Below are 15802 nucleotides of genomic sequence, written 5' to 3'. Positions count from 1 at the left end.
ATAATATTGCTTATATCTTGCATTCGCAAGAAGCCCTGCATAAACCGGGCTTCTGTACGATAAATTAGAGGTTTATAGCGAAAATTTTGTGACTGTTGCCCGGTTTCTGTTAGATTAAATATCATTTTAATAACGTAAGGCATGTAAATAATTGTAAAAAAACGTTTATACTACGGACTGTAGTATAAAATATAATCAAGCAAAATTTAAATTTATTTCGATAATTAGTACCAGTAAAATGTATTATGTATTACTATTATCAATTAGTTTTAACAAAATTATAGCTGGAAATTTATCCGCTATAATCATTGCATAGATAGGCTTACAGAGATTTAACTAAAATTGATTTATATTAACTTAAAACAATATTTAAAGTAACTTTACAGTAAATAACATACTTGTTAAATAAATAACATTAGTATTAACGAAATAATAAAGTCAGGACTTACGCATGAAAACCTAGAAACCAGGTTTATGCAGCGCAAGTCCTAAAAGTTTTCAAGCTAATTTCAAAAATAGCGAAAATATTATTAACGAATAGACGATAGACGATATATATATACTCGGCGCCACATCTGAGCGGCAAATGCCAGATGCAGGTTGTCTATGGAGACATTCGTTTACCGCAACTCGCTTTCGGAGTAAAATGGCGCCTTTAACACAAAAGATTTATAATCAGCGTCGAATCATTATTTGCTGCTAGAATTTTCCCTGATAGAGGACTCAAATGGCAGTTTTACTCTAGCAAAGCTTTTAGCACAGAGGTAAAAAAATATGAGACTTAATATTCAAGGCAAGTATTTAAAAAGATTGTGGTGCAATAGTGAATAAGAGTGATATTATTAAGAACTGTTTCGCCTGTCTCACACAATGAACGCCTGTTTATATGTCTGATACTCAGATTACAGCATCCGCAAACGGGAAAAATCATATGCTGCCACAAATGAATAGTCAAAATACTATTCGCATTCGAGGTGCGAGGCAGCATAATTTGAAGGATGTTGACTTGGAAATACCCAGAGACAAACTCATTGTGTTTACTGGAGTATCCGGTTCGGGTAAATCATCACTAGCATTTGATACCATTTTTGCTGAAGGACAGCGCCGCTACGTTGAATCTTTGAGCGCTTATGCACGTCAATTTTTGGGACAATTAAACAAACCCGATGTTGAAGCTATTGAGGGCTTAAGTCCAGCAATTTCCATTGACCAAAAGTCTACATCGCACAATCCTCGCTCTACAGTTGGTACTGTAACTGAGATTTACGATTACATGCGATTGTTATTTGGACGTGCAGGGCAACCCCATTGTCCAATTTGTGACCGAAATATTGCACCCCAAACTATCGATGAAATGGTCGATAGAATTATGGAGTTACCCGACCGTACCAAATTTCAAATTCTTGCACCCGTCGTTCGTGGTAAAAAAGGTACTCACAAAAAATTATTATCAAGTTTAGCATCACAAGGATTTGTTCGTGTTCGCATTAATGGCGAAGTGCGCGAACTATCTGATTCGATAGATTTAGATAAAAATTTTACACATACTATAGAAGTAGTTATTGACCGTCTAATTAAAAAAGATGGACTACAAGAGCGTTTAGTAGACTCACTTTCTACAGGTCTCAAACTTTCTGAAGGTATAATTGCAATATTATACACGCCCACATCAGGTGATAATACTGAAGAACAAGAAATAGTTTTCTCTGAAAACTTTGCTTGTCCCGAACACGGTGCAGTCATGGATGAACTATCACCGCGTTTATTTTCTTTTAACTCACCTTATGGCGCCTGTCCAAATTGTCATGGACTTGGCACATTAAGAAGATTTTCGCCCGAATTAGTGATTCCAAACCCAGAGGCGCCTGTTTATGCAGCAATAGCACCTTGGTCAGAGAAAGAAAATTCTTATTATTTAGAATTACTATATAGTTTAGGAAAAGCACATAACTTTGAGCTACAAACTCAGTGGTGTAAGCTTGAAGACGAACAGCGTGAAATTCTATTAAACGGTGAGACGGTAGAAAAAGGAGATAAAACGCCTCATTTTCGAGGTATTATTCCGATTTTGCAGCGTCAGTACGAAGGTGGTTCTGAGCTAGTAAAGCAAAAATTAGAGCAATATTTAGTAGACCAACCTTGTCCAGTTTGCCACGGAAAACGCTTAAAACCCGAAGCTTTATCAGTACGTTTAGGGCAACATCGAATTTTAGATTTGACGAGTGTATCAATACGCGACTGTCAAGTAAGTATCGACCAGTTAAAATTAAACCAACGTCAAGCTCAAATTGCCGACTTAGTACTACGTGAAATCAAAGCACGTTTACAATTCCTTTTAGATGTAGGCTTAGATTATCTCACCCTTGACCGTCCAGCAATGACCCTTTCTGGTGGAGAAGCACAGCGAATTCGACTGGCAACCCAAATTGGTTCAGGTTTAACAGGTGTACTATATGTATTAGATGAACCTAGTATTGGTTTACATCAACGTGATAACGGGCGCCTACTACGAACATTAAATCGACTGCGTGATTTAGGCAACACATTAATAGTTGTCGAACATGACGAAGAAACAATTCGAGCAGCTGATTATGTAGTTGACATTGGACCAGGTGCAGGTTTGCATGGAGGTAACATTGTTGCACAAGGTAATTTACAAGCATTACTAGATGCAGACGACTCACTAACAGGAGCATACCTATCAGGACGAAAAGTAATTCAAACCCCAGGAACACGACGCGAAGGCAACGGCTTAAATTTAATCATTAAAAATGCCTGTCGCAACAATTTAAAAAATATCACCGTCGAAATACCTCTTGGTAAGCTTGTTTCGGTGACAGGTGTATCTGGTTCAGGAAAATCAACATTAATTAACGAAATACTTTATCCAGCACTACAACACCATATAACTAAGAGAGTTCCATCTCCCAAAGATGTAGATGGCATTCAAGGGTTGAGTGCAATAGATAAAGCCATAGTTATCGACCAATCACCCATTGGTCGTACACCACGCTCAAACCCTGCAACTTACACAGGTGTTTTCGATGTTATCCGCGACGTATTTTGTCAAACCGTCGAAGCAAAAGCGCGTGGTTACAAAGCTGGACAATTTTCGTTTAACGTCAAAGGGGGACGTTGCGAAGCTTGTAGTGGACAAGGGGTAAACGTCATTGAAATGAACTTTTTACCTGACGTTTACGTTCAGTGCGAAGTTTGTAAAGGCGCCAGATACAATCGTGAAACCCTGCAAGTAAAATATAAAAATAAATCAATTGCCGACGTTCTCAACATGACTGTAGAGGAAAGTTTAGAATTTTTCCAAAACATTCCCAAAGCAGTAGTGAGATTACAAACCTTAGTAGATGTCGGTTTAGGTTACGTTCGACTCGGACAACCAGCCACAACATTATCGGGTGGAGAAGCACAGCGAGTCAAATTAGCAACAGAACTATCTCGACGTGCAACAGGCAAAACACTTTATTTAATCGACGAACCAACAACAGGTTTATCGTTCTACGACGTACATAAATTGCTAGATGTACTACAAAGACTAGTAGACAAAGGCAACTCCGTCTTATTAATCGAACATAACCTAGATGTTATTCGTTGTTCCGACTGGGTAATAGACCTAGGTCCCGAAGGAGGAGACAAAGGAGGGGAATTAATAGTAGTAGGAACACCCGAAGATGTTGCCAAAAACGAAACATCACACACCGGGTATTACTTAAAACAAGTACTAAAACATTACCCACCCGTAGTCACAGCATAATTTAATAAAATACATAACAGTGGAATGGGCACCTCTTGTGGAATGGGCACCTCTTGTGGAATGGGCATCCTTGCCCGTTCCAAACTTAAGAGGGCGGGCAAGGATGCCCACCCCACAAGAAACCCCACAAGAAACCTTACAAGAAAATTTTGTAAATTCTAAACAGCTAACTCATCCCCCAGTGCGGCAACAATACGCAATATCATCACTACAACTAATAAACTCAACAAAGGCAAAGCAATAAATGGTGATTTAGTTAATCTCAAAATATACTCAGCAACTAAACCCAACCACAAGAAATGCATACCTGTAGTATGTAAAATTTGCCAATTACGCTTACCTAAATATTTAGCGGGTTTTTCAAACGATGTAACAGTCATCGCAAATAATAATATATAACCAATTGTTCCCAAAGGGTCAATTGCTGGCGCCACTCCTGCCGTAACATACCATAAACCCAACAACGCAAAAGCATGATAGGTATGCGATACAGCCATAGATAAACCGAGATACCGACGATTTTTAATCAGCCAATTTGATATTGGACTAAACCAAAGTTTACGAAGTGAAGAAGCAATAAAAGCACTCAAGAACAATAATAAAGATGTTCTACCAGTAGCACGAATCATCATTCGCATAGCTGACTCGTTCATACCCTGTAACAATATAATCGTAATTATCATTAAACCAACAAACAACGTAGTAAAACTAACAAGGCGCCATTTTTGTAAATATGTACCTATCATGCCAAAATACCTACATATACTCTGATAGGTAGTAAGTCTAAAAAATCTATATAACTAGCGTCTTGCCTATTCTTTTAAAAAATGTTCTAAACTTATGAATCTAAAGTAAATCTCTATAAACTTTAGGTGTAAGCTTAGTATATTGTTTAAAAACTCTAGTGAAGTGGCTTTGATTTTGAAAACCAACTTGTAGACAAACTTCAACTAATGTTAAATGAGTTTGTCTAAGCAACTGCTTGGCTTTTTCAACGCGACATTGCGTTACATACTGATGTGGAGTAACTCCCATCGACTGTTTAAACAAACTAGCAAAATAAGTTGTACTAATGCAAACTACACCCGCTAATTCCTGAAGCGTTAAATTATTTTCTAGGTGTGTTCTAATATACTCAATTATTTGATCAAGCTTATATTTAGGCAACCCATCTGTATATTGCTTAATTTCAAGACTACGCGAACAATATCTCCTCAGTAAATGTACTGTTAAAGCAGTTGTCATTGATTCAATATACAGCCTACTACTGGCGCCACCAATTTTAACTTCTGCCATCATTGCAAGTCCCATCTGTTCTATCAATGGGTCATTTACTTGTAATTGTCGCACCAGTTCTATATCAGAACTACCAAAATTAGCAGCAGCATCTCTAAGTATGTCACGGTTTAAAAATAACTCAAGCAAAGGTGTTTCTCTATCAAGCTGCGTCCGAGGAAAAACCTGCGTCGATGGAATAATAATAATGTCTCCCTTGGCATACTCGCATCGGCGCCAACGTGCATCCATCATAAAGCTAGCGCAAAAATTATCTAGCGCAATACAAATAAAATCCATCCCAAGCTCAATTTCCGGTGTACAGTCTGCAGGTTCAATCTCATAAATCAAATTTAAGTTATCCCATCCTAACTCAAAGCTATCAAGCAGATGCAAGTGTTCGGGTGGTTCATAATTAGCCATAGTTTCTTAGAATTTCTTAACTTTATGAAATTTTGATGTAAATTTTGGTAGTAACCAGGATGGCGCCTAAAAGTAAGAGTAATATAATCTTTGAATAACTATCTAGTTATTTCGTGTAATCTTTAGGCTTTTGATAATAATCATGGCAAATTCACCTTTTGGGGCGCCATCTCCTCAACTACCTACTTTAATACCTGGAGCGCGCGCTTGGGTAAACGCAGTAGGTTTAATATTATTACTGCTAGCTTGGCAATATGTACTAACTGAGATATATGAACATATTATCTTACTCATTAACTGGCGCCATGTACCCGTAAGAGTTTGGTACGTGCTGTTACTGCTTGCGTTATTATCTCCAATCGCAGTAGTTGCTTTTGCCCATCATTGGATGCATAGAATATTAGATAACTTTTTCCCAGAAACCAAACTTCCCGATACAGAGACAGTGCCAGGTACCTTTCCTGGAATTATGAGTTGGTGGCAAGGATTATTTGGTTGGGTAGCAAAGCTAATATCTTCTGCCATTGCCTATACTACCTTAGCTTTATTCTTAACAGACAACGCTCTCTCGTATTATTTTCTTAGATTTTTTACAGACGGTTGGAATGTTTGGAGAGTTGTCCCCATCATCATTCAAATTATTATTGCAGCTTTTCTTTATCAATTTGAATACGCCGTTAACCAACGCTTAATTGCTGCCGCACGAAGATAAGTAACGCACTCACATTTAACTCACACTTAAATATACTAACAAAATGATTGATTTAATACTTTCATCGGGATTGACTTCATTTGGCGCCCTTCTCTACAATTTTGGTAATTACAAAAGTGCAATCGATAATTACAGTTTAGCTATTCAGTGCAATCCCCAAGATGAAGTAGCTTATGTAAATCGAGGAATAGCTAGAGTTGTTATTGCTGAATATGAAGCAGCAATTGAAGATTTAAATCAAACTCTTCAAATAAATCCTCAAAACGCTCAAGCTTATACAGAACGAGTCTTGCTCGTGCCATGATTGGCGAAAACGAAGCTGCTATAGAAGATTGCAGTCGCGCAATTGAATTAAATCCTCAGTATTATAGAGCTTACTATGGACGTGGCGCCGCTCGTTCGTATATGGGTGACACACAAGGGGCAATTGAAGATTTTACCCATTTAATTAGATTACAACCAAATGCTTATATTTATTACAATTTAGCTTGTCAACAGTATTTAAACGGTAATGTAGCCAAAGCGATAAAGAACTTAACTAAAGTCATTGATAACAGTTACAATAAGAGTTATGTTGAGTCTCTTGACTATAAAGCATTAGAGATAGTATCGGGAACTTATAAATATAGTCCACATGCTTCTTACTATCTTCGCGGTAATATTTTCTATGAACTTGGTGACGAAGAAGCAGCAAATGAAGATTATCAAGAAGCAATTGGTATTGAAGCTAAAGGTGTAACTTTAGTATCTGCTTGTGATGAATATGGCTTTTGGGGAAGAGGTTTAGCAAAACATCGTCAAGGTAAGCGAGAAGGTGCGATTGAAGATTTACAGAAAGCTGCGGAAATTGCTTTAGAGCATAAAAATATAGCTTTTCATCAAAGAGTATCAGATTTACTTACCGAGATTACTTCATCGCAATAATTATCATTATACTGTAGAGACGTGATTAATCACGTCTCTACATGAACGTAATAAAATTATAAAGTTTTGATGATTTTGGTGGTGTGACTTAGTTACGGCTCTTCCGTACTTTACGTGCTAAATTTGAATTTAAATCGATAATTATCCTTTAAAATCAAGACTTACAGGCACTTATAGATGAAATTTAATTAATTTGATATTTATAAAGGTAATAATAGCTCTAAGATAAGCACAGCAAAGATTTAAACCTGATTTTTCAACAGATTTAGCACGTAAAGTACGGAAGAGCCGCAATTCTAGGAGGTATTGGAGTTGTAGCACTACAAGCTGAATACGTCCGTCGTACATTAATCAATGCTACCAGAAAAGAATTTGCAAAACACCTACCGCAAATTGCAGAAGAACAATGGCGCCCAATTTTTGAAGGTGTTCAACAATGCTTCAATGATTATGCAAATCTAATTGGTACACGCATCAACTCAGATATAAACTCACGAAAACAGGAGTTAGATAACTTACTCAAACAAAAACAATCTCACGAAATTGACATCAAAGCAGAAGCAAAACGCTTAAAAGACCTAGAAATCGAAATTCAATCACAAGTCAAACAAATTCACCTTGTACGCGAATCCTTATAAACTTTTCTGTCATGCTGAGGAACGTTAACGCAGTTTTCCCGCAGGGTAGCATCTCTCTTATAATGTCATGCTGAGGAACGAAGCATCTAAAAAGCTTGAACATAAAAGAGATTCTTCGCTACGCTCAGAATGACAATTTTTCATAAAGTTTTGGTATACCTTGTCTTTCTCTTGTTTTTAGTAATTGGTAAAAAAGAATACTACTGCACAGGCAAGATGCCTGTGCTACAAGATTTAATCTTTACAGGGTTTTAATTTGGGGTAAGCGATGCGTTTGTGATGGAACTGTTGCCATACTTTTACGAAAATTTCTGCTATTTGCGTCATTTCCGCGCGCGTTAGTCCTGAGTCTATAAGTTGATTATCTTGCCAGCGTCCGCGCAATATATTGTTAACAACTGCTAACGCTTGCTCGTATGTTGTATCTTTAAGGCTTCGCAGTGCAGCTTCACAAGAGTCTGCTAACATTACTATTGCCGTTTCGCGTGACTGAGGAATAGGACCATCGTAGCGAAAATCTGCTTCGTTTATTTCTATAAAAGGATTCTCTTTTGCTATTTGCTGTGCTTGATGATAAAAATAAGCAATTTGCATTGTTCCTTGATGTTCGGGAATAAAAGTTTGTATTGCTGTTGGTAATCGGTGTTTACGCGCTATCACCAAACCTTCACTGACATGCTTCTTAATAATTTCTGCACTTAACCAAGGGTCGTTGATCTCGGTATCATGTTTATTTGGTCCCCCCATTTGATTTTCGATAAATGCTTTGGGGTCGTGCATTTTACCAATATCATGATATAAAGTCCCTGCTCTGACTAGTTCAACGTTACACCCAAGTTTACAAGCTGCTGCTTCCGCAAGACTTGAAACGAATAAAGTATGTTGGAATGTTCCTGGAGTTTTCGCTGCAAGACTTTTTAACAGTGGACGGTTAGGATTTGCAAGTTCTGCCAAACGAATTGGAGTTACTAAGTCAAATAGTTGTTCTAAGTAAGAACTTAAACCTAAAGCTACAATGCTCCAACATAATCCTGAACAAGCGAATAACAACGAATTTGTTAATACAGAGTACCATTTACCTACCGATACACCACCAAATATAATTGTCAAAACTAAAAATACACAACCTTGTGTTACTGCTATTCCTATTCCTAACAACGCTAACTCTTCCCGTGAACGTCGTTTATGTGCCATGTAGCTTCCTAAAAATGCTCCTGTCGCTCCGGCAAATAGTGCAATTTTACTAACCCCAAAGTTTAATGGTAGTAGTACTGTTAATAATCCAATGACTGTAAGACTAATACGAGTTCCGTAAAAGCTGCCTAATAATAATGAAACTGCACTCCAAGTTGTATAGTAGGTACCCATTGTCAATACTAGTGGTGTACTTAGAGTTAGCAATAAAATTAAAATTCGGTCTCTTGTGCGTTTAAGATATTTTACCCGTTTATCAACAGCTGCAAAAACTAGAATGGCGCCACTAATGGCAGTTGCAAGAAGCAGTAAAGCGACCCAGTTAACTTCACGGTCAATCAAACCATAGCTTTCTAAAACTAAAAGATGCCAATCTGTTATTTTTTCTCCTTGACGAACAATAATTGCATTTTGTTTGACCTCTACCATGACAGGTTTGACTTCAGCAGCAGCAACTTCTACATTTGCTTGCGTTTTCGCTCCATCGGTTATCAGGTTTGGTTGCAATACGTTCAATAGTACTTTTGTCGCTAATTCTTGTGCTTCTTTTGGTACCGATGATGATTGAACATTCAATCTTACTGCTTCAGTTAGTACGCTTTTTGGTAAACCAGGTGAAATACCTTGAGCTAACATCCGTTCGGCAATTTGTTTAATTAAAGTTTGGGTGTTTTTCCAGTCTTCTTCTGTTAAATCTACTAATCTCTCGTTATATACTGCGTTTGGTTGATTAATTATTTCTGAAATTTGAGCTTTGGCGGCTTTATACCTTTGACGTGATAAAGCAATTTTTTGTGTTAATATAGGAATATTTTGCTCTGATGTAGTTAAACGGTAGGTTTCAACTTCTGACAATGCTTGAGTCAAAGCACTGCTTACAGTTAATTTTGAATTCGTCTGTGTTTCGATGTCGGCGCCTGATACTAAAAGTGCTTGTGAAAACTGCGATTGCTTAGTTGGGTGAACTACGGCAAACCTAAATGCTTCCCATTCATTATTTGATGTCGAACGTAAATAACGCTGCGTAGGCACACTTAGAACAATAGTATCAAAATACGGAAAAGAACCAGCCAGGTTACGAATATTATTCCCTTGTGCCACAATTGTTTCGAGTTTTTGCCCAACCTGATTATTAGCACTTTTATCAATCATCAATACAGGCGTCAACTTTAAGGCAATTGCATCACGCTTAGATTGAGTAGCGTACTTATTCTCTAAAACTTTTGTACTTGGCGCCTGTACTGTCACAATCGCAGTACTTCCATTTTTGACCTGCGGTTGATTATACCAACTATGCCCAATTACTGCCGTCAGTAATATAAGCGAAGCAGCAAAAATTACAGGTGTGCGTCTAAATACTTCTCGTAGCCGATGAGTATAAACTCGTAGCCCGTGATTCGCTAACTTTGCCACACTATAAAGCTGAGGTTGAACTACGTATAACTCTTGTAATGCTTCAGATGAACAATTACGGCGTAGTTTTTTATACCACCGCCGTACTTTTGTCAATCGCTGCGTCAAGGACTGCAAAAATGGCGCTTCTCTCATCAACTATGACCGCAGTTGCTACTTAAAGGATTCAAACAGCACAGTCTATTATAGAAAATTATCTTACCCATGTGTAATATAATACCACTATTGGCTAAGAATCTAAAATTTTCATTAAGACACTATATAAAATATTACTAACAGTTGTGAATTTTTGCGCTAATTACAGGACACACTATTTACTTTTGTTTACTTATCAAAGCGTGTTTATGCTCAATTTACCGCAATCGGATGATACGAGGAGCTGCATATACTGATAAGTGCGAGCTTTGTTCGAGCAATGGTAAGTAATTGCATAAGTCTTTTCCTTTGCTTTTTTTAGCATTTTGGTTATCAAACTCACATACACCCGACCATATTGCCAAAAGTTCATCTGTTAATTTTAGCATCTGTAAAAACTCCGGAACCGCTGTTTTAGCTGATAAATGGCTTAAATTTTTCATTTGCCAGCTAATTGGTATTCCTAATGCGCTATTATAAGCTCCTGATAAGGCGCCTGTCATTACACTACTAAGATAATAACCGTGGTTATTAAAACTTAATATTTTGCCGTTGAGATTAAGTGATACCGATAAGTAAAAATCTTCAAGACTTTTAAAAAAAGTATAAAACGCAATTGCGACGACGTTAGATAGAGTATTTACTTTATGTAGTTCAGTAAATGCTTGCTCCAAGCTAACTTGCTGGTTGAGTAAACTATTTACTGTTTCAAGTTGTTGGGGTGTATTTGTTGGTGTTTCACCAATAAACCTGATAATTTCACTAAAAACAGAAGATTGTGATAATTTTTCATTGAGCGATTGGGCAATTGTATAGCCAATAGCAAGTACGCTGTCTCTAACTATCAAGTTATCACTATGCGCGCGCGAAACTTCCAGTAAGTTATATCGAAGCTTCGATAAATCTTCATGAAAAAATAATATTACTGGTAAAGCTGAAAAAAGCGTATTGAGTAAAACTTCTTGATTTAGGGCTGTATCAGCTTGGTTTATCGCACAAAAGGAGTTACTATCGAACTTACCTTGTGCAATTAAACTTTTACAACTAAAGGTACTTTCAATATAAGCTTGTCTTATGAATTCTGGTTTACTGTCCTTTGCCAACTCTAAACCAAGCAAAGCACCTGCAATAGTTCCTTGGAACCGACTTTTGAGCGTATAGCGCATGGTGTAAACAAAGCTAGGATTATTACGATTCCTAACTATACCTATAATTAACTTTTCAAATGATACACCAATGCTTGTAAGCCCAGTATATAACTCTGGGCGCCGAAACCGCTAATTTGCCCAACTGCTACAGGAGCAATGTATGAATGATGACGAAACTCCTCACGACGATAAACGTTGCTGAGATGAACCTCAACAGTAGGAATATTTACGCCAGCTATTGCATCGCGCAAGGCTACACTCGTATGAGTATAAGCTCCAGGATTTATTAATATTCCTTGATGCTTTCCCCAAGAGTCATGGATTTTATCGACCAAAAAACCTTCGTGATTTGACTGGAAGAAGTCGATATTAACCGCTAAATCTCGTGCTTGTTCTTCTAACAAGCGGTTAATCTCGTTTAAACTAAGCGAACCATAAATACCTGGTTCTCGCTGTCCCAGCAAATTTAGGTTTGGTCCGTGCAGTACCAAAATGCTTAAAGTGCGCTGTGCCACGTAGTAAATTTTATTTTTAACGACGACGTGAGCGGTCGTTAACTGGAATCGGAATTAGCTCCGGTTCCGCTTCAGCATCCGGGCCTAGAAGGGCTTCAATTAATTTCCGCCCTAATTCTTTAAGCTTCTCCAGTACCTTCTCTATATAGTCCATCTAACTGACCGCTCCTGAGATAATACCTTAATTTAAGTTAACAGCAAAAGAATAATAAGGGCAACACACTTTTTATTGAATACGTTGTAAATGATTATACACGTACATACGCAAACAGCGGAATGAGCCGCGTTCTCTAAATTTTATTGTGTCACTTTCCCTACTTATAACAGTATCACATGAATCCCCCAATCAGCCGCATCTTTCTTGTGATGGGTATTTTGCATTTTTAGTCAATAGGGAATAGGCTGTTAGGAAGGGAAAATCACGTTCTCCCTTCCAATCTTTATTTTTTCGATTCAGTTGCAGTTGATTTTGGTTTCGCTGCTTTTTCGGTTTTAGTGGTCTTAGTAGTAGATTTTGTTGCACTTGCAGTTTTTGCTTTGCTGGTTTTGCGTGTGGTTTTAGAAGTAGATGCTTTGCTTGCCAGCAGTTGTACAGCAGTGGCGAGAGTTAAATTTTCTACAGTGTGTCCTTCGGGTATACTCACGTTGGTTTTACCATGCTTGATGTAGGGCCCATAAGGACCATCATAAATATTAATCGGTTGCTCGTCTTCAGGATGGGCGCCAAGTTCTTTTAAAGCAGCTTTTGATTTGGTACTGCTAGCTCGTCCTTTTTTTGGTTCGGAGAAAATTTCTAATGCGCGTTCTAATGTCACATCCAAAACGTTATCAGATGCTTTTAGAGAGCGATAGTCTTTACCCTCTTTGCCTTGGTCGTGAACGATGTATGGTCCAAAACGCCCTAAAGAAGCTTGAATTTTTCCACCGTCAGGATGAGTGCCCAATGTTCTAGGTAAAGCAAGTAAACCAATGGCTGTTTCTAGGGTGAGATTTTCTGGTGTAATACCTTTGGGTAAAGATACTTGTTTAGGTTTTGGATTTTCTTCAGATTTATCACCCAACTGAACATAAGGACCATAAGGACCAATCAGCGTATAAATTGGTTCCCCTGTTTCAGGATGGCGCCCTAAACTTTCGGGTCCTTCGGTTTTTTGTTTAAGCAGAGTTTGTACTTTCTGCGGGTCAAGGTCTGCTGGAGTTAAATCTCTAGGAATAGAAGCAGTTACTACCCCTTCTCCATTTTCAACTTCAATATAAGCTCCATATTTGCCAATACGAACTTTTGCATCTAAATTTTCTAGTTCTACTGTTCTAGCTGTTGTGGCATCGATTTGGCTTTCTTGTTCTCTAACAAGCGTTTCTAGTCCTTTATCTCCAGAATAAAAGTCTTTGAGATATGGTAGCCATTGAGCTTCACCTGTAGCTATATCATCGAGTGTTTGCTCCATTTTGGAGGTAAAACTAGGGTCAACGACATCAGGGAAGTGTTTTTCTAGCAAACCAGTAACCGCGAACGCTGTAAATGTAGGCACCAAAGCATTGTTTGTTAACTGAGCATAACCTTTATCAGTAATGGTGCCGATAATGCTCGCATAGGTACTAGGGCGCCCAATACCCTCGCTTTCAAGGGTTTTAACTAGTGTTGCTTCGGTATATCGTGCCGGAGGTTGGGTTTCATGCTTAACCGCTTCAAGTTCTTCACATTCAGGATGGTCATTAACCTTAAGGTTGGGAAGAATAATTTCCATATTCTCAAGCGCAGCATCAGGGTCATCAGAACCTTCGACATAAGCGCGTAAATATCCTTCAAAGTCAATACGTTTACCAGAAGAACGAAAACCAGCGTCTTCTACTTGCAGTTGCACTGTAATTTGGGTTTGACGCGAGTCTGCCATTTGGCAAGCGACAGTACGCTTCCAAATTAGATCATAAAGTTGAAACTCACGACCACCTAAACCCGTTTCTTGCGGTGTACGGAAACTACTACCTGCTGGACGAATAGCTTCGTGTGCTTCTTGGGCACCTTTTGACTTTGTTGTATATTGGCGAGGTTTGGGACTCAAGTAATCTTTGCCATAAAGCTTTTCAACACAGTCGCGTGCAGCACTTACCGCTTGGTCTGACAAATGTACTGAGTCAGTACGCATGTAAGTAATATAACCTTGCTCATAAAGATTTTGAGCAGTTCGCATTGTATCGCGTGCGGAAAGACGTAATTTACGGTTAGATTCTTGTTGTAGCGTCGAAGTTGTGAATGGTGGCGCCGATTTACGAGTAACTGGTCGTTCTTCGAGGTCTGTAACAGTCCAAGTTTGACCTATGAGTCGAAGTTGTAAGGCTTCGGCTTCAGCTTGGTTTAATAGTACAACTTGGCGCCCAGATGTAATTTGTCCAGTAGTTGAGTCAAAATCACTACCAGTTGCAACTTTTGTACCACCTAAAGTTACTAAAACAGCATTGAAAGGAGTTTGTTCTTGTAATAGCTCGGCTTTGAGGTCCCAATAGGCGCCTGTACGAAATGCTCGACGTTGACGTTCTTTGGTGACTAGTAAACTCACAGCAACTGACTGTACACGACCAGCTGAGAGACCGTAAGAGATTTTTTTCCAAAGGAGCGGAGATAAGGTATACCCTACTAATCGGTCTAAAATTCGTCTTGTTTCTTGGGCACGTACTAACTTGTCGTCAATAGAGCGACAATCTTTCAAAGCTTTTTGAATAGCTTCCTTGGTAATTTCATGGAATACCATTCGCTTTGTCGGAACTTTTGGATTAAGCAATTGGTATAAATGCCAACTTATACTTTCCCCTTCTCGGTCTTCGTCAGTTGCTAATATCAGCTCAGATGCTTCTTTAAGAGCATCTTTCAACTGAGTAACAATTTTCTTTTTATCTTTGGGGACAACGTAAAGAGGTTCAAAGTCGGCATCTACATTTACTCCAAGCTGTGCCCATTTTTCCGCTTTGACTGCGGGGGGTATTTCTGTAGCTGACTGTGGAAGGTCGCGCACATGACCCATTGACGCTTCTACCCGAAACCCTTGCGGCAGGTAATTACGAATGGTGCGAGCTTTTGTTGGAGATTCAACGATGACGAGAGTTGACATGGAGATTTTTTATAAAAAAGCAATGAGCGCAGTTAAATAGTCATTCTTGAGGCTAATCTATCAGAGATGTCAAGCTATATGTCACCACCTGCGTGGTAACATGTATTCTCACCAACTGTTTACAAGTAAACACATGCGAGTCACTTGTAGGCGTGCTGGGTTTACATCCCTCATCGTATGTTGAGGAGCGTGCTGCTAGACCTTTGACACATACGTGTTGGTTCCAGCTATTTCAATCATTAACTTATATCTTGCTTTTTTGGCGACTGTTAGCAAGTAAAAATCTGCCCTATTTGTCTAATCGGCGCCTCGAAGCTTGGTTAACATCGAAACCATAGTATAGTCCTCAATTCTTTTATATCGATAATAAATATAGTCATACATCAAAAAACGAGTCACGAAATTTTTAACCCACGGCAAAACCATAGCACTCGTCACGGCGCCCTCTTTTAGCTGACAGTGAGCGTAAACGTTAATTCTATAATCATCATTGCCTAACCATAAAGTAAATAAATAGCAATCATAAGTCAAATATTATACTTTTATAAA

12 protein-coding genes are annotated in these 15802 nt (G+C 38.4%); 5 read left to right on the top strand and 7 right to left on the bottom strand.

Annotated features, from left to right (window positions below):
• Positions 1-886: 886 nt before the first annotated feature.
• Positions 887-3769, top strand: a complete 2883-nt coding sequence (gene uvrA / locus DSM106972_RS05865) for an excinuclease ABC subunit UvrA (RefSeq protein WP_127079698.1) — start codon at positions 887-889, stop codon at positions 3767-3769.
• 158 nt (positions 3770-3927) lie between these two features.
• Here uvrA and DSM106972_RS05860 read toward each other — a convergent pair whose 3' ends face one another.
• Together DSM106972_RS05860 and DSM106972_RS05855 are read right to left on the bottom strand one after the other, a co-directional pair.
• Entirely contained in the window at positions 3928-4515 is a 588-nt protein-coding gene (locus DSM106972_RS05860; RefSeq protein ID WP_127079696.1) for a cytochrome b family protein, read from the bottom strand.
• Positions 4516-4615: 100 nt separating this feature from the next.
• The gene (locus tag DSM106972_RS05855) at positions 4616-5467 is read right to left on the bottom strand and encodes an AraC family transcriptional regulator (protein WP_127079694.1); all 852 of its coding nucleotides are present in this window, start codon (positions 5465-5467) and stop codon (positions 4616-4618) included.
• A gap of 142 nt (positions 5468-5609) precedes the next feature.
• Between DSM106972_RS05855 and DSM106972_RS05850 the strand changes: the two genes are divergently transcribed.
• The 4 genes from DSM106972_RS05850 to DSM106972_RS55675 all read left to right on the top strand — a co-directional run bounded on the left by DSM106972_RS05850 (position 5610) and on the right by DSM106972_RS55675 (position 7741).
• Positions 5610-6179 carry a hypothetical protein gene (locus tag DSM106972_RS05850; RefSeq protein WP_127079692.1) on the top strand — a complete coding sequence of 190 codons (570 nt, stop codon included), beginning with the start codon at positions 5610-5612 and terminating at the stop codon, positions 6177-6179.
• 43 nt (positions 6180-6222) lie between these two features.
• Positions 6223-6483 (top strand): tetratricopeptide repeat protein, encoded by a 261-nt coding sequence (locus DSM106972_RS53140; protein WP_233787159.1) that lies wholly within the window; start codon positions 6223-6225, stop codon positions 6481-6483.
• Entirely contained in the window at positions 6480-7103 is a 624-nt protein-coding gene (locus tag DSM106972_RS05845; RefSeq protein ID WP_233787160.1) for a tetratricopeptide repeat protein, read from the top strand. Before DSM106972_RS53140 ends, DSM106972_RS05845 begins: the two co-directional genes overlap by 4 nt.
• Positions 7104-7396: 293 nt before the next feature.
• A complete protein-coding gene (locus DSM106972_RS55675) occupies positions 7397-7741 on the top strand; it encodes a hypothetical protein (protein WP_411675277.1) in 345 nt (114 codons plus the stop codon).
• A 234-nt stretch (positions 7742-7975) separates the two neighbouring features.
• Here DSM106972_RS55675 and DSM106972_RS05840 read toward each other — a convergent pair whose 3' ends face one another.
• The 5 genes from DSM106972_RS05840 to DSM106972_RS05820 form a co-directional block, all read right to left on the bottom strand.
• Positions 7976-10483, bottom strand: coding sequence for an HD family phosphohydrolase (locus tag DSM106972_RS05840; RefSeq protein WP_127079690.1), 2508 nt, complete (start codon positions 10481-10483; stop codon positions 7976-7978).
• Between the two features lie 218 nt (positions 10484-10701).
• A complete protein-coding gene (locus DSM106972_RS05835) occupies positions 10702-11649 on the bottom strand; it encodes an ADP-ribosylglycohydrolase family protein (RefSeq protein WP_127079688.1) in 948 nt (315 codons plus the stop codon).
• Between the two features lie 47 nt (positions 11650-11696).
• Complete coding sequence (gene aroQ, locus DSM106972_RS05830) at positions 11697-12146, bottom strand: type II 3-dehydroquinate dehydratase (RefSeq protein ID WP_127079686.1); 450 nt, start codon at positions 12144-12146, stop codon at positions 11697-11699.
• A 440-nt stretch (positions 12147-12586) separates the two neighbouring features.
• The gene (topA, locus tag DSM106972_RS05825) at positions 12587-15253 is read right to left on the bottom strand and encodes a type I DNA topoisomerase (protein ID WP_127079684.1); all 2667 of its coding nucleotides are present in this window, start codon (positions 15251-15253) and stop codon (positions 12587-12589) included.
• A gap of 297 nt (positions 15254-15550) precedes the next feature.
• Positions 15551-15784, bottom strand: a complete 234-nt coding sequence (locus DSM106972_RS05820; protein ID WP_127079682.1) for a hypothetical protein — start codon at positions 15782-15784, stop codon at positions 15551-15553.
• Positions 15785-15802: the final 18 nt, after the last annotated feature.

Source organism: Dulcicalothrix desertica PCC 7102 (genome assembly GCF_003991905.1).
Classification (GTDB): Bacteria; Cyanobacteriota; Cyanobacteriia; order Cyanobacteriales; family Nostocaceae; genus Dulcicalothrix; species Dulcicalothrix desertica.
This window is presented reverse-complemented; position numbering and strand designations above follow the sequence as displayed.